We start from the raw sequence: 20,445 nt of genomic DNA on the forward strand, positions 1-20,445 counted from the left end.
ATCCGGCCCCCGCAACCAATCTTTAAAGCACCTTAACGGGTGTTTTTTTGTTTTTATCTTCCGTAAAACGGCGCAGCTTAGCGCTGTGCCAATGAAACCCCGCTAGCAAAATACTCTTTTATCCCCTGCAAGATCGCTGTTGCCATCTGGTGTTGATAACGCGTGGTGCGTAATCGACGCTCCTCCTCCACGTTACTGATAAACGCCGTTTCCACCAGAATCGAGGGAATGTCCGGTGCTTTGAGTACCGCAAACCCTGCCTGATCCACCGTGCGCTTATGCAGATGGTTAATCTTACCGATATGCTTTAACACCGCATGACCAAACTTCAGGCTGTCATGGACGGTCTGGCGCTGCACCATATCAAACATCGTATGGTCGAGATAACGGTCGCCGCTCAGACTGACGCCGCCAATCAAATCAGATTCATTCTGCGTCTGTGCCAGAAAACGCGCCGCCGCCGAGGTAGCACCTTTGGTCGAGAGTGCGAATACCGAAGAACCGCGTGCGGCACGACTGGTGAAAGCATCTGCATGGATTGAGACAAACAGATCGGCGCGCTGCGCGCGCGCTTTAGCTACCCGAACCCGTAACGGGATAAACACGTCGTCGCTGCGGGTCATATAAGCTTTCATATTCGGCTCACTGGCAATCAGCTTTCGCAGTTGCAGTCCGATCTTCAGCACGATGTCTTTTTCACGCGTTTTGTATTTGCCGTGCGCACCGGGATCTTCGCCGCCATGGCCAGGATCGATCATGATCACCAGCGGCCGATCTCGCCCTGCTTTGCCTGGTAACGGCGGCGGAACCAGGGCCTCCTTCTGCTCCAGCGCCCCCTGGTTATAGTCTTTCAGCAAAGCCAGCAGCGGATCGTCTTCGGTAGCCGCTGCTGACTGCTGCGGATAAAGATCCACCACCAGACGATGACGAATCCCGGCAACCGGCTGGAGAGTAAACACTTTGGGGTCGACCGGCTTTTTCAGCTCCAGCACAATACGCACCGTGTGGGCATCAAACTGCCCGACTCTGGCCGCCTGAATATAGGGATCATCCACGCGTACCAGCTTATCGACACCCCGCAGCACCGGATTGAGCTGGCTATTTTCAATATCCACCACCAGCCGATTGGGCCCGGACAGCATAAACTGCTTGTACTGAAGGGGGACGCTGGATTCCAGTGTTAAACGTGAATAGGTTGATGAAGGCCAGATGCGTACAGCCACAACATGACTACTGGCTGCCAGCCCCAGCGGACTGACACTCAGTAGCCATAATGCGCCGGTATACTTTAAAAACCGGCGTCGGGAGCAGCACTTATCTCTTGCACACATAGTCATCCACTACTGTATTGGGTAAATTTCAGTCATTTGCGAAAAAATGCGTCATCGCTTATTGCCTACAAATGAGTAACAACTTCAGCTAACTCACAGATAATGCAGGCTATTAGTTACTTGTTCACCTAAAAAAAAGTAAATTTTCGTCAACATTGCCCCTTGCAAAATGCGCGATAAAAGAATAAAAATACAAAAATTTCGAATAATCATTCACTGAGGATTTGCCGTGAAGGAACGTAGTACCGAACTGGTTCAGGGCTTTCGCCATACCGTTCCCTATATCAATGCGCATCGGGACAAAACGTTTGTCATCATGCTGAGTGGCGAAGCGATCGAACACGAGAACTTCTCTACCATCATTAATGATATTGGTCTCCTTCACAGCCTTGGTATCCGTCTGGTGGTGGTCTACGGCGCTCGCCCACAGATCGATGCCAGCATGGCGGATCGTCAGTTGGAACCGGTTTACCACAAACACACGCGCGTCACAGACAGCCAGTCGCTGGAGCTGGTCAAGCAGGCCGCAGGCAGATTGCAGCTCGATATCACGGCACGCCTGTCGATGAGCCTGAATAACACCCCACTTCAGGGCGCGCACATTAATGTCGTCAGCGGTAACTTCATTATCTCCCAACCATTGGGCGTGGATGATGGCGTTGACTACTGTCACAGTGGCCGCATTCGCCGTATCGATGAAGAGGCGATTCACCGTCAGCTGGATAATGACGCCATCGTCCTGATTGGCCCGGTTGCCGTTTCCGTGACCGGCGAAAGCTTTAATCTGACGTCAGAAGAGATAGCGACCCAGGTCGCGATTAAGCTAAAAGCGGAGAAAATGATTGGCTTCTGCGCCGAACAGGGTGTGACCAATCGGGAAGGACAGATCGTGTCTGAGCTGTTCCCTAACGAAGCACAGCAGCGCATTGATGAGATGGAAGGCGAAGGCGATTACCTCTCTGAGCCCGTCCGCTTCCTGCGCGGTGCCGTAAAGGCCTGCCGCAGTGGCGTACGTCGTAGCCACCTGATCAGCTATCAGGAAGATGGCACGCTGATTCAGGAGCTGTTCTCACGCGATGGCATCGGCACCCAGATTGTCATGGAGTCGGCGGAACAGATTCGCCGCGCCACCATCAACGATATTGGCGGAATTCTTGAGCTGATCCGCCCACTGGAGCAACAGGGTATCCTGGTGCGCCGTTCACGTGAGCAGTTAGAGATGGAGATCGATAAGTTCACCATCATCGAGCGCGATAATCTGACCATTGCTTGCGCTGCGCTCTATCCGTTCCCGGAAGAGAAGATTGGCGAGATGGCCTGCGTGGCGGTTCATCCTGACTATCGTAGCTCCTCCCGTGGCGAACTGCTGCTTCAGCGCGTGGCGCTACAGGCGAAACAGATGGGGCTGAGAAAGCTGTTTGTGTTAACCACACGCAGCATTCACTGGTTCCAGGAGCGTGGCTTCACGCCGGTTGAAATTGAGTCTCTGCCAGAGAGCAAAAAGAAAATGTATAACTATCAGCGCCGGTCTAAAGTTCTGATGGCAGACCTGACCTGATTAGCATGCAGTAGCTGCACCGCCTGCACTCCGGCCATGTTCAACCGTTACTGCTCAAGGCATCTAATGAAAAAAGCCCCTCACTGTTGAGGGGCTTTTTTTGTGCTCTGTTTACTGCACTCCGCTCTGCAACGGCAGAGACTTTTGCAAATTCGTCACCGACTGCCAGGTTTTCCATCCCGGCTGATGCGCATACTCAGTGGTGGATGCATTGCCAGAGATTTGCGATGTGATCGCCATTCCCTCTTGTTTCATCACCGCCTGATTAAAGAAGTGAGCCAGGGAAACCGGCGTCAGCTTCTCGATTTGCGCAATCACTTTCTGCCGGGTATCAAACTGGTAGTTCTGTCGAGTGAAGTCACGGCTGTAGCGCCCCGCTTCTTCATCCAGGGTTTGCGGCCGCTGGCTCAGATCGTTAATCATCGCCTGCTGGTACTGTGCAAAGTCGCTCGGCTTCATCTCGCGCAGACGTTTTTCTGCCTGCGGATAGAAAGCCTGATAGCGTTTCAGCAGATAGGCCGGTTGCTGCGTATTACTTTGCAACAGGAAACCAATCCCCCACTGTCTGCCTACTGGCATCTGGAAAGCAAAGACGGCATAACCTAACTGTTCCTGAGTACGTAACTGGCTGTAGAACCACGGTTGAACAATCTGGCTTAACAGGGTGCTGTTGGCCATACTTTGGTACTCACTGTAGCCCAGCGGAATGTACAGTGCCGCCAGCGCGGAGTCAGTGCTACTGCCTGCTTTCTCCAGATTCGCTTTGACCGGATGTTTAAACGCCACATACCGACTGTGCCAGTTCGCGTCTTGCTGGATCGCCAACTGTTGCGTCAGCGAGTGACCGAGTTTTTCGACCTCTGCCGCACTGAGGTTTCCCACCACCATCATTTCCGGCGTGGCATCACGGAGCAGGCTGTCACGGTAGGCCATAACCTGTTGCAGGGTCATGCTTTTTACCAGCTGACGCCGCGTATCACGTTGGGTATAGGGCACCTGAGAAACCAGTTGCAGCGGTTCAACCGCTTGTTCGTAGGCTTTGCCTTTGTCGGCGGCATCCAACCGCTCCAGATACCAGGACTTAGCCTGCTCAAGCTGCGTTTCAGTTGGCGTAAAACCGGCATAGCCTTCAATCAGTTTCTGGAACAGCGCAGGTAAGCGCTGCGTAAAGCCGCTGGCATTAAACACTAATCCTTCGTCTTCGCTGGTCGAGAAACTAATCCCCCCCACCGAGGCCTGAGAACTCAGCTGATCCAGCGCCAGGCTCGACAAATAGTCATTCAGCCCAAACAGCACCTGCTGTTGTGCATCACTGATAGCCCCTTTGTTACGCAGGGCCAGCGTAATGGTTGCCTTGGGTTCACTGGCATAATACTGACTTGGCATCCAGTAGAGCCGGATAGGATCGTTGCTTTTCAGCCGTTCCGGGTGGGCATATTTTTTGCCGTCCTGTGGGATCAGGCTGAAATCGTCCGGGATGTAGGGATTCAGCTCCGGCAAAGAGAGAGTGATTTGGCTGGCACGCTGCTGCCAATCGGCAAAGGTGGCAGCGGGAATACGGTCAACCTCATACGGTGCATGGACAAAATAAGCCTCTTTGTTGTGCGGTTCATCCGGGCTGATGTACCAGAGGCGCACGTTCTGCGGCGTCAGTTCCGCCAGGCGGCTCTGAATAGCCGCGGGGTCCCACTGGTCTGCCAGGTAGGGAGCATCGAGGGTGTGGGCGATTGGCGTACGCAGCATGGTATCTGCCAGCCACGAAATATAGTCCATATCGCGCGTAATAGAGGGGTAGCGGAAATCCAGCGCCAGCACATGGGAAACTTCATCAAAATAGTGCTGGTCAATGCCCTGCTGCTGTAACAGATGCAGGTAGCTGAAAATGGCCGCCACCACTTCGTCCCGTTGCGCCAGACCTTTATCCGTCAACGAAACCGAGATAGCAAACACGCCACTGCTGCGGTTGGTCATCGGATCGGCACCCGCGTTAATACCATCCGCCAGCCCCTGCTTTTGCAGCCAGTCTGACAGCGTATTTTTACTGCGATTACCAATCAGGTAGCTAATCAGCGTATCGGTTTTACTGCGGAACCGGTCGCTGTCATTCGCAATACGAAACTCCAGTCGCAGCTGCTTACGCGGCTGGGCAGGCACATAGTGAATGATGATGCCTTTCTGCGCATCGGTCACCACTGGCACGGTAATCGCAGGCACTGTGGCATTGTGATTAGGCACGCGGCCAAAGGTTTGTACCGCAATGGCGGCCATTTCTGGCAGTGGCTTGTTACTGTAAATCACCGCTTTCATCAGGTTGGCGGAGTAGTGCTGATGATAAAAATCCACCAGCGCCTGATGCAGATTACTACCCGGTTTATCGCTCAGCGTCTCTAAGTTACCCCCGGAATAGCGGGAACCTGGGTGGGCAGGATTGAGGGTTTCAGCACCGACCTGCGCCATGCGCAGCCCGTCGCGTGAGCGCGCCATGGTCAGTTCGGCATTCACCGCATTGCGTTCTTTATCCGCATTGGCTGGATCGAGCAGCGGCTCAGCAATGGCATCGGCCAGTCTGTCGACTGCGGGCATTAACGCGTCATTTTCTACTTCAAGGTAAAAAGCGGTGCGATAAGAAGCCGTGCTGGCATTGTGGCTCCCGCCGTGTTTCTTGAGGAACTCCGAAAAGTTTTCCGGCTCTGGATAGCGTTTTGATCCCATCAGGATCATATGTTCGAGGTAGTGGGCCAGGCCCAGTTGCTGATCGGGGTCGTCCAGCGAGCCAATGGGTAGAGTGAGAGCCGCCAGCGCTTTCTGCGCCGCACTGTCAGAAACCAGCAAGACCGTCATGCCGTTATCCAGCGTAATCGCCTGATACTGCCGCGGATCTTTCTCACTCTTGTGGATGATTTCATTCACAGGCTGCCAGCCTGCATCGTTTTGTGCTTGCGCACCGATCGCCGTCAGGCTCAGCACTATCGCTACCAGCCAGCTTGCGTATTTATGCATCTAATCACCTTGTCTTCTCTCTAACGGTAGCCGCTGGCGCATCCTGTGCACCTTATATTCAGCAACCGTCCTACTGCCTGCTATGCATCATCTTCACTCACTCACCGCCTTTAATACTGGCGATGAGCAACCCAATCACTCTACCTTGTCTCCTCAGGGATCGGAATAACGTAGCCACGTCAGCGTGCTTTCACGTTGCATTCCTCCCGATACGGTCACAGTTTCCCGACGGCAGGGGGCGTAACCCGGCTCAGTCACCACGTGGCTGCGCCAGCCTGCTGTTTCATGGCCCAGTAGACGGTCTGCAGCTACCTGCCCTGCTTCGCGCTGTAAGCGTTGCTGCACAAACCCCTGACTTAGCGCGCGGTGGTATCCCAACAACGCACTGACGCTTAGCGCCATCAGCAACAGGGCAAACAGCAATTCGGGCAAGCTAAACCCACGTTCACTGTGCATCTGGCTCACACCCCTGGCTTAGCGGACAGTAATCAATCCAGCCGTGCGGTAAACGGCTGATTTTTCCCTGTTGCCAACTGACCCAACGCCACAGCTGCAACTCACTGTTTACGCCCCGGCCTTGCAGCAAAAACCGCTGGTCTTTCACATGGCGCAGGCAGCTTTGCCACCCCGCTGTTGTGTCTTGCTGACATACCCAGCCCACGCTCTGCGGCCAGGTAAGATGTTCTGCCCATACCAGCGCGGACTGCGCTTGCCAAAATGCCGCTATCCGCTGGCGGTCATCCACGACGGTGGACATCCCCTGCTCCAGTAATAACCGGCTAAAGTGCAGAGTGCCAGCGCCCATCAGCAGCACCATCACGACCATCATCAAGGCACTGCTGCCTTGTTGTTTCATGGGTTTTCCCTCAGCACCCAGCGTTGTGCCGTGACCTGCTGCTGCCCGGACTGGAGCGTCAGGGATAAGTGAACTTGCGCCCCCCTCTGCTCGACGCCAAACGCCTGCACCGTCATGAAAGCGGGGTCGGTAACACGCTCCCAGCCATTGCCCTGACACTGTGAGACACCACGTTGCGCCTCAAGTTGCTGCTGACGCAACCGCCAGCCAAAATAGTCACTCGCGGCATGCTGTGGCCCTTCCCAACGCCCATTGCTGTTGTCATCCCAGCGCAATAAGAGACAGCGGCCACTGTCCGCGATGGTTAACGCCGGACCGGTACAATTACCATTGCAGTAACCCGATCGCCGTACCGCCTTTTCCAGCGCCAGCAGGAGCAGCTGCGCTTCCTGATAAAGCTGCGCCCGCTGAACCATGCGCGCATTCTCCTGCAATAACAGCGGTAAAAAGCGCCCGGCAGCCAGCAATAAAATCGCACTGAGTGCCAGCGCGACCAGGACTTCAGTGAGCGTGAATCCACACTGTTTCATTCGCAGCCCGCCTCTTTCGGTTGGCACAGCCTTACGCGCCCCCGCACTGAAATCACTACCCGTACCCGCCCGGCTGGGTTACTGAGTTCGATGTGGCCTGCTTTGGCCGTATCGCGCAGCCCATAAAAACCGGGTTCACCCCGCAGAGACTCAAGCCGAATGTCGTTAAAAGCCGGGATAAAATGGTGACGTGAGGGCTGATGGCATCCCTGTTGCCTTGCCCCTACGCCAATGCACCAGGGGGTTCCAGGTTCGCTCCACACGGTCAGATCCCGATTCAGTGCGTTGGCTTCCGCGCGCAGGCGTAGCAGCCAGGCCTGTAGCTGCTGGGCGGTTTGTTTGAGCTGCTGCTGCTGTTGCCAACGCTGCCAGCCGTGCATCCCGCTGGTGCTGAGAACGGCAATGATGGCGACCACAACCAGCAGTTCCAGTAAGGTAAATCCCTGATGTGTATTTTTCATGCAGGAAGCATGACAGGAGGGCATTTGCCCGACCAGAGACGTTACACCAGCGCGGAAACGGGTTAACAAAGTTTCCGCGTCGTTGCGCAGCTCTTGCCCCTCATCTGGGAGCGGCTTCGCAGTAACCTTCAGGCAACAGGCAAAAAAAAACGCCCCACAGAGGGACGTTTTCACTGACTGGCGAGAGACCGTTAAATCGCAACCGGTGCCTTGATGGCAGGATGCGGATCGTAACCTTCAATCTCGAAGTCTTCAAAACGGTAATCAAACAGCGAAGCGGGTTTGCGTTTAATCACCAGTTTTGGCAGCGGACGCGGCTCACGTGTTAATTGCAGCTGCGTCTGTTCCATGTGGTTGTTGTAGAGGTGTGTATCCCCTCCCGTCCAGACGAAATCACCCACTTCCAGCGAGCACTGCTGTGCCACCATATGCACCAGCAGCGCATAACTGGCGATGTTAAACGGCAAGCCGAGGAACACATCGCACGAACGCTGATAAAGCTGGCAAGAGAGTTTGCCATCGGCAACGTAGAACTGGAAAAACGCATGGCACGGTGCCAGTGCCATCTGATCCAACTCACCTACGTTCCACGCGGAAACAATAATGCGGCGCGAATCCGGGTCACTTTTCAGTTGCTCAATCACCCGGCTCAGCTGGTCGATTTTCTCGCCGTCAGGCGCGCCCCAGCTTCGCCACTGCTTGCCATACACCGGACCCAAATCGCCGTTCTCGTCCGCCCACTCATCCCAAATCGTCACCTTGTTCTCTTTCAGGTAACCGATGTTGGTTTCACCGTTCAGGAACCACAGCAGCTCATGAATAATCGAGCGTACGTGACACTTTTTGGTGGTGACCAGCGGAAAACCTTCTTGCAGGTTGAAACGCATCTGGTAGCCGAAAACGGAGAGCGTACCGGTGCCGGTACGGTCTGATTTTTGCGTGCCCTGCGCCAGTACATGGCGCATCAGGTCTTGATACTGCTTCATTATTTTACTTCTCCGGTACGCTTCTGCCCGTGACGCCAGTAGGCCCAGACAATCATCAGCAGGCCAATGACAATCATTGGTGTGGACAGGATCTGCCCCATACTGATACCGCCAGGGTAGAGGCCGAGCTGCGCATCAGGCTGGCGGAAGAACTCAATCACAAAGCGGAATATGCCGTAGCACATCAGGAACAGGCCTGATACCGCCCCCATAGGGCGCGCTTTGCGAATGAACAAATTCAGGATGATAAACAGCACTATACCTTCCAGTGCCAGCTCATAGAGCTGCGAAGGATGGCGCGGCAGAACCCCATAAGTATCCAGCAGGCTCTGCCATTCTGGATGCGTTGGGATCAGCGCTAAATCTTCGCTACGAGAGCCAGGGAACAACATCGCCCATGGGAGTTTCGGATCAACCCGGCCCCACAGCTCACCGTTGATAAAGTTGCCGAGACGACCCGCACCCAAACCAAATGGGATCAATGGGGCGATGAAGTCTGAAACCTGGAAGAAAGTACGCTTAGTGCGACGGGCAAAGATCAACATCACCACGATCACGCCAATCAAACCACCGTGGAACGACATGCCGCCATCCCAGACCTTGAACAGATACAGCGGGTTGGCCAGGAAGAGTGGCAAGTTGTAGAACAGCACATAGCCGATACGTCCACCCAGGAAAACCCCGAGGAAACCGGCATACAGCAGATTTTCAACTTCCTCTTTTTTCCAGCCGCTACCCGGTTGGTTAGCACGGCGAACCGCCAGCCACATGGCGAATACAAAGCCCACCAGATACATCAAACCGTACCAGTGGAGAGAGATCGGACCGATGGAGAAAATTACCGGATCGAACTGAGGAAACTGAATATAGCCGTTAGTCATCTTTCACCATTCAATTTTCTGCCCTGAAAAAAGGGAACTGTCGCTGGGGATGTTAAAGGCTGCGCATAATAGCACAGCCTAATTACGCTGACTGCGCGGAATGTGTAACGGTCAACGACCACCGCGGATCAAACCGCCGAGGCCACGCCGTTCCATAAAGGCAGACACCAGATGGCGTACTTCTGACGCCGTATTGGCCTCTCTGCACTGCCGGTTGAGCTTTTCTGCCTCTGCCCGATCGAGATGGCGCAGCAGGTATTTTACACGCGGAACGTTTTTGCCGTTCATGCTCAGATGGTAATACCCCATGCCGATGAGTATCGCTACACACATTGGGTCACCGGCCATTTCACCGCACAGGCAGAGTTGCAAACCTGCACGTTGCGCATCCTGCGCAATGCCATGTAATGCGCGCAGCATCGCGGGATGCAGCGGATCGTACAGATTCGCTACGCGGGTATTATTGCGATCAACCGCCAGTAAATACTGGGTGAGGTCGTTAGAGCCGACCGAAATGAAATCGACCCGATCCGCCAGATGAGAGATCATGTAGAGCATCGAAGGAACTTCGATCATCACGCCAATCTGCGGCTTAGGAATGATATATCCCAGCATGTCTTCGACTTCACGCGTGGCACGATCAATCAGACGTTTTGCATCATCAATTTCGTCGATTTGGCTGATCATCGGCAGCAAAATACTGAGATTTCCGCTGGCTACGTTGGCACGCAACATGGCGCGGACCTGCACGAGGAAAATCTCGGGCTGGTCGAGTGTTAAACGAATGCCACGCCAGCCGAGGCTGGGGTTTTCTTCGCTGATCGGCATGTACGGCAGCTGCTTATCGGCACCGATATCCAGCGTACGCAGCGTCACCGGTTTTTTATGGAACAGTTGCAGCATGCCCTGATACTGCGCCACCTGCTCCTCTTCAGAAGGGAAGCCATTTTGCAGCATAAACGGGATTTCGGTGCGATACAGCCCGATACCATCTACCCAGTTATCCAGCGTCTGCTCATGCTCCGGGCTTAACCCGGCATTCAGCATCACCGTCACCATCTCGCCGCTTTTCAGGGCACCGGGCTGTTCTACTACGCCTTCCGCCATCTTGCTCAGCGCGTTTTCTTCGCTGATCAGACGCTGATACTCCTGCACCAATACGGTTTCAGGATCGATCAGCAACTCGCCACGATAGCCATCCACAATCAGCAGGCGTTTATTCAAATGACTCGGCTGAATATCCGCGCCCATGACGGTAGGAATGCCCATGGCACGGGTCAGGATAGCGGCATGGGAATTTGAAGCACCATCACGCACCACGATGCCTGCTAAGCGCTCATGGGGAAGCTCTGCCAACGTGGTGGCCGTCAGTTCATCGGCGACCAGCACAAAACGTTCTGGCCAGGCATTGGTGCCGACCAGCGTATCATCGAGGTGAAACAGCAAGCGCTGCCCCAGTACACGCAGATCGCCTGCTCGTTCACGCAGATAAGTGTCTTGCAGGCTGGCAAACTGGGCAGCGAATTTTTCAATAACGGTTTTTACGGCCCACTCGGCAACGGAGCCGCGCTCAATCTCAGCCAGCAGATCTTTCTTCAGGCGCGCATCACTGAGCAGGTGGGAATAAAGATCAAAAATCGCGGCGCTCTCTTTCTGCACGCTGGCAGAAAAGCGCTTACTGAAACGACGGAACTCTGCGCCCGCTTCACTCATGGCGAGCGCGAGGCGCTCACGTTCACGCTGCACATCCAGCGTTGAGGCAGCCGTAACCTGATCGAGCAAGGGTTGCGTTTCATCCACCCAACCCGGTGCCACCGCTACGCCAGGCGCAGCGGCGATCGCTTTCACGCGCGTCTGACGGAATTGACCAAACAGCTGGCCCAGCTGTGATTGTGACAACAGTCCGGCCATTTGCGTGGCCAGCGTGACCAGAAACGACTCTTCACTTTCGTCAAACTGGCGGTGTTCACGCTGCTGAACCACCAGCACGCCCAATAGCTGGCGGCGGCTGATAATGGGAACACCGAGAAACGAGCGGTAACGCTCTTCTTTTACCGAGGGAATATATTTAAAGCTGGGGTGACTTTGCGCATCAGCCAGGTTTATCGGCTCCGCTAATCGCCCGACCAGCCCGACGATACCTTCATCAAATGCAAGCGTGATCGTGCGCCCGCGCGGCTTTTTTAGGCCGCGCGTCGCCATCAGGTAGTAGCAGCGTCGATCGTGATCGGCGAGGTAAACAGAGCAGACTTCGGTTTCCATCGCCAGACAGATTTCGCTGACCAGCAGGTCGAGTGCTTCATTCAGACGCGGAGCACTCGCGACTTTTTCGACGATTTCGCGTAACTGAGTAAGCATAAGTGGTGCGGACTATCCCCTTTTGCGTCGTTGAGCGGCGTTGTTACGCTGCCCGGAGCTCTCCTGCATAGACATCACCACGCCAGCGAATTCCTTCATCACGCGGCGATAAACATCGCGTTTAAAGGAGACAACCTGACGGACTGGATACCAGAAGCTCACCCAACGCCAGCCATCGAACTCCGGCGTACTGCTGTGCTGCACATTAATATCCGCGTCGCTGCCCATCAACTGCAGAAGATACCACTTTTGTTTTTGGCCAATACAAACCGGTTTTGTGTCCCAACGCACCAAACGTTTTGGCAACTTGTAGCGTAACCAGTTACGGGTAGAAGCAAGTATTCGAACATCTTTGCGATGAAGTCCCACCTCTTCGAACAGCTCTCGATACATCGCCTGTTCGGTAGATTCACCGGGATTGATGCCTCCCTGGGGAAACTGCCAGGAGTGCTGTCCAAAGCGTCTGGCCCACAACACTTGTCCTTGCCGATTACAAATTACGATACCAACATTCGGGCGGTAGCCATCATCATCGATCACCAGACTACCTCAAAGCAAAATTTGAATAGGATGATTGTTTCACACTCCTCACAGGCGGTAAACCACTGCTTAACAGCGGGTATAGCGGAACAACATGGCAGTAACTCACAGAGTTGGCCTTAGTTATAAACAGAGAGGGATCAAAAAACGCGATCTTATTCACGTTTTCTGTGGATAGCTTTGTGCAGAACACGGGAATTAACTGAATAACAGCCTGATTTCAGCGTGCGGACAACAAAAACTCATGGCGGAATTATAAATGATAATCAGTGATTTAACCAAGGATCAGCCACGGGTCATTTACCCTGTTCCCCCTCTGATTTACTGCACATCCGGCGATTGGCTAAAGATCCACCATCGGCGTTTTTATCCACAGATAATGCACTAACTCCAGGCACGATCGGTGAAAAACTGGGATAAAAAGGGAAAGTCAAGGCTGTAAATGAAAACAGTAGCCACTATGACTGTGGCTTATCCCACCTTTCTGTGGATAACTTAGTTTAAGATCCTGTTCATTAATCCTGGCAAGCTGGGATAACCTGCAGTTGCGCAAAATTCAAACGGCGAGGACGCGCTAAAAAGCCATGCTGAATCATGCTATTATCCGATCGGCGGCGAAAAATTTGCTGTGGAAAAGATCGCCACCTTCTAAGTTGTACATTTTTTACCCACCCGAGCTATTACGATGATCCTGCCGCAATTACCACCAGAAAACGAAGCTGAACTGATGGCCAGAGCACAGGCCGTTGCGGGCCTGACGTTAGCCGATGCCGCTGCACAAATTGGCCTCGCCATCCCGGCCAATTTGCAACGTGCCAAAGGCTGGGTGGGCACATTGCTGGAGCTACATCTGGGGGCCAGTGCGGGAAGTAAAGCCGAACAGGATTTTGCCCACCTCGGGATCGAGCTTAAAACCATTCCTGTGGATAGCCGTGGTAAGCCGCTGGAGACCACCTTTGTCTGCGTAGCGCCGCTCACCGGCAATAGCGGTGTCACCTGGCAAAGTAGCCATCTGCGGCATAAGCTTGCGCGTGTGTTGTGGATACCGGTTGAAGGTGAGCGCACTATTCCGCTGGCTGAACGCCGGATCGGTGCGCCTCTGCTTTGGACACCGAGCGCAGAAGAAGACGCGATGTTGCGCCATGACTGGGAAGAGCTGATGGATATGATTGTACTCGGCCAGGTTGAGCGCATCACAGCACGCCACGGTGAGTGGCTGCAAATACGGCCTAAAGCGGCCAACAATAAGGCATTAACCCAGGCGATCGGAGAAAATGGTCAGCCAATTATGACGCTGCCTCGCGGCTTCTACCTGAAGAAGAGTTTCACCGGACCTCTGCTGGCTCGTCACTTTCTGATTTGATCCCGCCCGCAATTTGTCAAGCAAGTCCAAACGGCTTTTGCATTTTTCAGATTGATGCAATAGCACTGTCATCAGAAGGATCTGATACTACACTTTTGCTGGTGTAGTCGCATATAGGGAGCGAAACGATGAAATTTCTGGCAGGGGTTGGCGTATTGCTGGCCGCAACGGTCATGCTGAGTGGTTGTAGCAGCGATTATGTTATGGCAACCAAAGATGGCCGTATGATTCTGACGTCAGGTAAGCCAAACATCGATAAAGACACCGGGCTGGTCTCTTACACCGATCAAAGCGGTAATAAGATGCAGATCAACGGTGACGATATCTCCACGATGATTGAACGTTAAGTGCTGAATTGACCCGCCTGCTGTGATTTCGCTTCCAGCAGGCAATTTCCCTGTATTTCCCCCTTCCTTCCCGCTTGTTTACCGCGTTATAGTCCCAGGTGAGACACCATTCCATTCCATGAAAAAAGGAAGCCGGCAATGCATTATCACCGTATCCCCCACAGTACACTGGAAGTTAGCCAACTGGGGTTAGGCACCATGACATTTGGTGAGCAAAACAGCGAAGCCGATGCTCATGCACAACTGGATTATGCCGTTAGCCGTGGTATCAATCTGATTGATACCGCAGAGATGTATCCGGTGCCGCCGCGCCCAGAAACACAGGGACTCACAGAAAAATATATCGGCAGTTGGCTGAAATCACGCGGCAACCGCGACAAAGTGATTCTCGCCAGCAAGGTCGCCGGTCCGGTGAGAGGTAATGATGCGTTTATCCGTCCTGGGCAAGCGTTAGATCGTAAAAACATTCGCGAAGCGCTGGATGCCAGCCTGAAGCGCCTCAATACCGATTATCTCGATCTCTACCAACTGCACTGGCCACAGCGTCAGACCAATTTCTTCGGCAAGCTCGGCTATCAATATGGCGAAGGCGCGGTTCCCGTCACCTTGCTGGAAACCCTGGAAGCCTTAACCGAACAGGTGCGCGCGGGGAAAATTCGCTACATTGGGGTATCGAATGAAACGCCATGGGGCGTCATGCGTTATCTGCAACTGGCAGAAAAACATGAGCTGCCGCGTATCGTCTCCATTCAAAATCCTTACAGCCTGCTGAACCGCAGTTTTGAAGTTGGCCTGGCGGAAATCAGTCAGCACGAAGGCGTTGAGCTGTTGGCTTACTCCAGCCTCGCGTTTGGGACGTTGAGCGGCAAATATCTTAATGGTGCCCAGCCTACTGGCGCACGTAATACCCTGTTCAGCCGCTTTACCCGCTACAGTGGTGAACAGTCACAGCTGGCGATTGCCGAATATGTCGCACTCGCGAAAAAACACCAGCTTGATCCTTCGCAACTGGCACTGGCGTATGTTCGTCAACAGCCGTTTGTTGCCAGCACGCTGTTAGGTGCGACCACGCTGGAACAGCTAAAGATCAATATCGATAGCTTCGACGTGACGCTGAATGAAGACGTGTTAGAAGGCATTGAAGCGATCCACCGTCGCTATACGTACCCAGCCCCTTAAAGTAAAAACCCCCAGCCTGTTGGCTGAGGGTGTAAGACAGACGATCCACCCTCACCGACAGCGTGAGGGTTTTTCTTTAGCGACCGCGCCACCAGAGTAAGCTAATCGCCAGCGCAAACAGCGCACCAAAGCCGATGCCGAGCGGCACCGGAGGCACACCCAGTTTCACCGCCAGCGTGTAAAGCCCCAGCATCACTAACATCGCGATATTTTCAATCAGGTTCTGCACGGCAATCGCATTACCGGCACCCACGGTCTCTTTACCGCGTTCCTGCAACAGGGCATTAAGCGGCACCACGAAGAATCCTCCTAGCGCACCAATCACCATCAAAATCAGATAGGCATTAGTGAGAGAATGTTGCAGTGCAAACACCACCACCATTACACCAATCAGAACGCCCGCAGGCATACAACGGCGTACGGTTTGTAACGTCACCAACCGCGCCGCAGCAGCGGCCCCGATCACGATGCCAATCGCCACCATCGCGTTCAGCGTGGTCGGGGTTTTGTTATCGCTGATCCCCAACGCCACCGGCACCCATAGCACCAGCAGGAAGCGCAACGTCACGCCTGCGCCCCAGAACAGGCTGGTCCCCAGCAGAGAGAAACGGGTTTCGCCACTGCGCCACAGCACGCTGCAAGCCTGCATGAAGCTGCTGAACATGGCACGGAAGTTCCAACTTTGCCCCGGACGTGCAGCAGCAAGGCGTGGAATCAATAAGTTAGCCACTACCGCTATCCCATAGGTTAGCGCACAGACAATCAGCGCCACCGACAAGTGCCAGTCCGCCAAAATGCCGCCCGCGACCGACCCTAAAAGGATCGCCGCAATGGTAGAGCCTTCCATCATCCCGTTGGCTTTCACCAGCCGGTCACCGTGGGTGATTTCACCGAGGATGCCATACTTCGCCGGTGAATAGGCCGCGGCTCCAATCCCCACTAAGGTGTAGCCGAGGAACGGGCTAAAGCCCGCGCAAATCAGCAGTGCGCCGATCAGCTTCAGGCTGTTGGCGAACATCATTACCCGCCCTTTCGCGAAGCTGTCTGCCATCTGTCCGACAAACGGTGCCAGCAGGATGTAGGTGCCCACAAACATCATCTGCAAGATGGGCTGGCTCCAGTCGGGATAGGTCAGATTTTTCAGCACCGCCAGCGTCACGAACAACAGCGCATTATCACCAAAGGCCGAAAAGAACTGGGCGGTCATCACCGCCAGCATACCGCGCGACAGCAGGGTGTCATTACGCGGTTGAATCACACTCATGCGGCATCCTCTTCAGCCATTTTTTTCAGGGTGACGTAGTCAGGTTTACCACTGCCCAGCAGTGGCAGCTGCTTCAGCCAGCGAATATCGCGCGGCAGTGCCAACTCCGGCGCGCCCAGCGCCAGTGCCGCCAGACGCAGTGGCTCACGGCTCAGCTCAGCATCCGTGGTGAACAACACCAGTGCTTCACCACGCGCGCCATCCGGACGGATTGACGCAGCATGTTGTTTCTCCGGGGAGGCTTTCAACGCGATTTGCTCGACAATCTCCAGCGAGACCATTTCACCGGCAATTTTGGCGAAGCGTTTTGCCCGCCCCTGAATCTGGCAGAACCCGCCTTCATCAAAGCTGACGATATCGCCGGTGTCATACCAGCCTGCTTCCATCTGTCCCTCGCCGTTATCGGCCAGCGGCACTTCCAGCACGCCTGGATTATCCACCCGCAGGTAGCCTTTCATGATGTTTGGGCCGCTCAGCTGCAGCAAACCGCCCTGCTCAATCCCCGGTACTGAGATCAACCGTGAATCCATGCCCGGCAAAATTCGGCCAACGGTGTGCGACTTCGCGGCCATTGGCACGTTGATCGCCACCACGGGTGCGCACTCGGTAACGCCATAGCCTTCAAGGATACGAATGCCGTATTTCTCTTGATAGAGCGTGCGCGTATTTTCCTGCAGTTTTTCCGCACCAGCCACCACATAGCGCAGACGGGCAAAGTCATACGGGCTGGCAAAACGGGCATAGTTGCCGAGGAAGGTTGACGTGCCAAACAACACGGTGCAGTTACGGTCATAGACCAGTTCCGGCACAATGCGGTAGTGCAGCGGGCTGGGGTAAAGAAACACCTGAGCACCGGTTAACAGCGGGGTAAACAGACCCACAGTGAGGCCAAAAGCATGGAACAGCGGCAGCGCCGACATAAAACGATCGCGCGGGGTGAAATCCGCCACGGTACGAATCTGTTCTACGTTAGCCAGCAAGCTTTTGTGGGAGTGCACCACCCCTTTCGGGTTCCCTTCGGAGCCAGAGGTGAACAGCACCATGGCGGCATCTTCCGGCTGCTGGGCCACCATCGCCTGACGCGGCATCAGGAGATGCGTCAGTATCCACAGCTTGTCTTGCAGCGTGACCGTTGATTTCAGATCTTCGAGATAGATCCAGTGCACCTCATTTAGCCCCTCAATCAGGTGGCCGAGGTTGCCCTTTTCAATAAACTGGCGTGAGGTGAAGACGGTTTTGATTTGCGCTGCTGTCAGTGCTGCGCGCATCCCGTTCACGCCGGCGGTGTAGTTGAGCATGGCAGGAATACGACCACGCATTGAAGCACCGAGGATCGCCGCCGCCGTCACCGTCGTATTCGGTAACAGCAGACCAATGTATTCGCTATGGCGGCTGTAGCGCTCCAGAATGCGCCCAACGCCGAGGGCTTTTTTCAGCAGGCCGTTGTAGCTGTCAGTTTTAAAATTGATATCTTCGATGCAAGGCTTGAAGGCGCCATAGCGGGTGCGCGCATTCAGGAAGGCTTCAAACAGGGTTTCCCGTGGACGCACCGCCATCCGGGCTTCCATCATGATGTGATGCAAATGCTCACCGGCTAACTGGCGACGTTCACGCGCCGTTTTTGCTTCCGGCATCGGCAAGGTGGTTGCGGGTAAGACTGTCAGGGTAATACGCGGGAACAGACGACGTTTAAAGACCCCAGCCAGACGACCAAATGGCGTAAATTCCGCGCCCTCAATTCTGACCGGCACGACGCTGGCACCCGATTTGGCTGCCACAAACCCAGCACCGCTGTAGATTTTCATCAGCGAGCCCGTCACGGTAATACGTCCTTCCGGGAAGATCACCACCGGGCGGCCACTCTCGACCATACGTACCAGCTTTTTCAGCGACATCGGCTGGGTAGGATCAAGCGGAACAAAGTCAATCAGCGGCTTTAACGCCTGCATGAACCACTTTTCGGAAATCGATGAATAGACGGCAAAAATCGGTTTTACCGGCAGGAACAGCGCCAACAGTACCCCGTCAATAAACGAGACATGGTTGGGGGTGATCAGCACTTTTTCTTTGTGCAGGGCAGGCAGATCGCCGCGCAGTTGAATACGCCATAGCAGGCGGAACATCCAGCGTAGTACTCGAAATAACATGCCAACTCCATAGCACGGGGAAAATGGCCTACAAAGATGCAATATCTCAGCCGTTTCGACAACCGGATTGTGACCGTGAAAGCCGTAAAAACCGGCTCTGATTTAATACCGAAGGGGGATAATTTTTGCTATGTGCCGAGCGAGACTGCACGCGTTTTAAAACCGTGAGAATCGGTTACGCCCGATTCACCCTGCATCTTGCTAAAACCACCGCCCTGTAGCTGAACAGAGCGGTGGTAGGCGTGGCTTACTGCGAGGCCTGCCAGCCACCGCCGAGGGCAGCAATCAGCTCGACGCTGGCCACCCATTGCGTGCTTTGCAGTGACAGCAAGCTCTGCTGCTGTGACAAGCTGGTATTTTCGGTTGAGGCGACATCCAGATAATCAATCATACCGGCTTCATACTGGTTGCGGGTAACGCGCGCGGACTCCTGCGCACCCTGTGCTGCCAGCTGTTGCGATACCATCTCGCTCTGTAGCGTATTCAGCTCCACCAGGTAATCTTCCACTTCCTGAAGTGCCGTCAGCACCGTCTGGCGGTAGGTCGCCACGCTGGCATCATAAGCCGCACGCGCTTGCTCTACTTTGGCGGAGGTTGCGCCGAAATCAAGCAGCGTACCGCTCAGCTCCGGTCCCAAAGACCAGACACGATTAGGCAGTGAGAACAGGCTATGCAAGGCGCTGGAGCTAAACCCACCGCTGGCGCTGAGCGTCAGATCCGGGTAGTAACCGGCAATCGCGACCCCCACTGCGGCATTATAGGACGCCACATTACGTTCAGCGTAGGCAATATCTGGGCGGCGCTGTAACAGCTGCGACGGTAACGTTTGTGGGATCGCAGGCAGCGTCGCCGTGAGTTTCGCCACCGGCAAGGTAAAGTCCGCTGGCGCACGCCCAATGAGCAGCGCAATCGCATGTTCGGTTTGCGCACGCTGCCACTGGTAATCCTGCGCGGAAGCGCGAGCGCTCTCAAGCTGGGTTTGCGCCTGCGCCAGCGTCGCACGGGATTCACTCCCGGCGTTGTATTTATTCTGAATCACCGTCAGATAGCGCTGATAGGCATTCACGCTTTGCTGATACAGCGCGATCTTCTCATCCATAATACGCAGCTGGAAGTAGTCCTGCGCCAGCGAAGATTGCGCACTGAGCGTGATATTCGCTAACTCGGCGGCACTCGCCTGAGCACTGGCTTTGTTCTCTTCGACGGTGCGGCGCAATTTGCCCCACAAATCCACTTCCCAACTGGCGCTTAACTCAGCCTGATTGCTGTTACTGACCGTACGCGTGCCGTTGCTGTGGCTTCCGCTGCGCGTGCCGGTACCGTCGTAGCTCACCGAAGGCAGTAAAGCCGCGCGTGACTGGGAAACCAGCGCCTGAGCCTGGCGGTACTGGGCGGCGTAAGTGGCGACGTTCTGGTTGTTAATGCTGACCTGACGCATCAGGCCATCTAACGTGGCGTCGTGATACACCGACCACCATTCGCCTTTGCTGACGTCATCCTGCGGTTTAGCCTGCTGCCAGCCGCTGGCCTCTTTATAGTGCAGTGGCATCGCCATATCCGGGCGCTTGTAGTCCGGCCCCACGGTACAGCCCGTCAAGACCAGCATCAGCGCCACGGGGGTAAAACGGAAAAGAGATTTCATCG

General features: G+C 54.7%; 17 protein-coding genes. 4 read left to right on the top strand and 13 right to left on the bottom strand.

Translation table 11 applies throughout. The annotated features are described in order from the left end of the window. Positions 1-77: 77 nt before the first annotated feature. Positions 78-1,331, bottom strand: a complete 1,254-nt coding sequence (gene amiC / locus B880_RS0119995; RefSeq protein WP_026042799.1) for an N-acetylmuramoyl-L-alanine amidase AmiC — start codon at positions 1,329-1,331, stop codon at positions 78-80. A gap of 229 nt (positions 1,332-1,560) precedes the next feature. Here amiC and argA point away from each other — a divergent pair, with 229 nt between their 5' ends. Next, positions 1,561-2,889, top strand: coding sequence for an amino-acid N-acetyltransferase (gene argA / locus B880_RS0120000; protein ID WP_017349241.1), 1,329 nt, complete (start codon positions 1,561-1,563; stop codon positions 2,887-2,889). Between the two features lie 111 nt (positions 2,890-3,000). Here the strand turns inward: argA and ptrA are convergent, their stop codons facing one another. The 9 genes from ptrA to rppH all read right to left on the bottom strand — a co-directional run bounded on the left by ptrA (position 3,001) and on the right by rppH (position 12,501). Further along, positions 3,001-5,889 carry a pitrilysin gene (gene ptrA / locus B880_RS0120005; protein ID WP_017349242.1) on the bottom strand — a complete coding sequence of 963 codons (2,889 nt, stop codon included), beginning with the start codon at positions 5,887-5,889 and terminating at the stop codon, positions 3,001-3,003. A gap of 153 nt (positions 5,890-6,042) precedes the next feature. Beyond that, the gene (locus B880_RS0120010) at positions 6,043-6,345 is read right to left on the bottom strand and encodes a prepilin-type N-terminal cleavage/methylation domain-containing protein (protein ID WP_017349243.1); all 303 of its coding nucleotides are present in this window, start codon (positions 6,343-6,345) and stop codon (positions 6,043-6,045) included. Further along, the gene (locus B880_RS0120015; RefSeq protein ID WP_017349244.1) at positions 6,335-6,745 is read right to left on the bottom strand and encodes a DUF2509 family protein; all 411 of its coding nucleotides are present in this window, start codon (positions 6,743-6,745) and stop codon (positions 6,335-6,337) included. Before B880_RS0120015 ends, B880_RS0120010 begins: the two co-directional genes overlap by 11 nt. Next, positions 6,742-7,275: a prepilin peptidase-dependent protein gene (locus B880_RS0120020; protein ID WP_017349245.1), complete on the bottom strand. Its 534-nt coding sequence runs from the start codon at positions 7,273-7,275 to the stop codon at positions 6,742-6,744. The genes B880_RS0120015 and B880_RS0120020 overlap by 4 nt, the downstream gene beginning before the upstream one ends. Beyond that, complete coding sequence (locus B880_RS0120025) at positions 7,272-7,736, bottom strand: prepilin peptidase-dependent protein (RefSeq protein WP_026042800.1); 465 nt, start codon at positions 7,734-7,736, stop codon at positions 7,272-7,274. Before B880_RS0120025 ends, B880_RS0120020 begins: the two co-directional genes overlap by 4 nt. A 191-nt stretch (positions 7,737-7,927) precedes the next feature. After that, the gene (thyA, locus tag B880_RS0120030; RefSeq protein WP_017349247.1) at positions 7,928-8,722 is read right to left on the bottom strand and encodes a thymidylate synthase; all 795 of its coding nucleotides are present in this window, start codon (positions 8,720-8,722) and stop codon (positions 7,928-7,930) included. Next, on the bottom strand, positions 8,722-9,603 hold the full coding sequence (lgt, locus tag B880_RS0120035; protein ID WP_017349248.1) for a prolipoprotein diacylglyceryl transferase: 882 nt from the start codon (positions 9,601-9,603) through the stop codon (positions 8,722-8,724). The genes thyA and lgt overlap by 1 nt, the downstream gene beginning before the upstream one ends. Positions 9,604-9,714: 111 nt before the next feature. Beyond that, positions 9,715-11,961, bottom strand: coding sequence for a phosphoenolpyruvate--protein phosphotransferase (gene ptsP / locus B880_RS0120040; RefSeq protein ID WP_017349249.1), 2,247 nt, complete (start codon positions 11,959-11,961; stop codon positions 9,715-9,717). Between the two features lie 12 nt (positions 11,962-11,973). Then, complete coding sequence (gene rppH, locus B880_RS0120045; protein WP_017349250.1) at positions 11,974-12,501, bottom strand: RNA pyrophosphohydrolase; 528 nt, start codon at positions 12,499-12,501, stop codon at positions 11,974-11,976. Between the two features lie 685 nt (positions 12,502-13,186). Here rppH and mutH point away from each other — a divergent pair. The 3 genes from mutH (at position 13,187) to B880_RS0120060 (ending at position 15,390) form a co-directional block, all read left to right on the top strand. Next, a complete protein-coding gene (mutH, locus tag B880_RS0120050; protein ID WP_017349251.1) occupies positions 13,187-13,864 on the top strand; it encodes a DNA mismatch repair endonuclease MutH in 678 nt (225 codons plus the stop codon). A 128-nt stretch (positions 13,865-13,992) separates the two neighbouring features. Further along, complete coding sequence (locus tag B880_RS0120055) at positions 13,993-14,211, top strand: YgdI/YgdR family lipoprotein (RefSeq protein ID WP_017349252.1); 219 nt, start codon at positions 13,993-13,995, stop codon at positions 14,209-14,211. Positions 14,212-14,349: 138 nt separating this feature from the next. Further along, on the top strand, positions 14,350-15,390 hold the full coding sequence (locus B880_RS0120060; RefSeq protein ID WP_017349253.1) for an NADP(H)-dependent aldo-keto reductase: 1,041 nt from the start codon (positions 14,350-14,352) through the stop codon (positions 15,388-15,390). A gap of 76 nt (positions 15,391-15,466) precedes the next feature. On the opposite strand, the gene lplT is transcribed toward B880_RS0120060, so the two are convergent. The 3 genes from lplT to B880_RS0120075 all read right to left on the bottom strand — a co-directional run bounded on the left by lplT (position 15,467) and on the right by B880_RS0120075 (position 20,443). Then, entirely contained in the window at positions 15,467-16,654 is a 1,188-nt protein-coding gene (gene lplT, locus B880_RS0120065; RefSeq protein ID WP_017349254.1) for a lysophospholipid transporter LplT, read from the bottom strand. Beyond that, positions 16,651-18,801 (bottom strand): bifunctional acyl-ACP--phospholipid O-acyltransferase/long-chain-fatty-acid--ACP ligase, encoded by a 2,151-nt coding sequence (gene aas, locus B880_RS0120070; RefSeq protein ID WP_026042801.1) that lies wholly within the window; start codon positions 18,799-18,801, stop codon positions 16,651-16,653. The genes lplT and aas overlap by 4 nt, the downstream gene beginning before the upstream one ends. 247 nt (positions 18,802-19,048) lie before the next feature. Further along, a complete protein-coding gene (locus B880_RS0120075; RefSeq protein ID WP_017349256.1) occupies positions 19,049-20,443 on the bottom strand; it encodes an efflux transporter outer membrane subunit in 1,395 nt (464 codons plus the stop codon). Between the last annotated feature and the right edge of the window lie 2 nt (positions 20,444-20,445).

Origin of the sequence: Pantoea sp. A4, assembly GCF_000295955.2 — a bacterium.
GTDB classification, from domain to species: domain Bacteria; phylum Pseudomonadota; class Gammaproteobacteria; order Enterobacterales; family Enterobacteriaceae; genus Pantoea; species Pantoea multigeneris.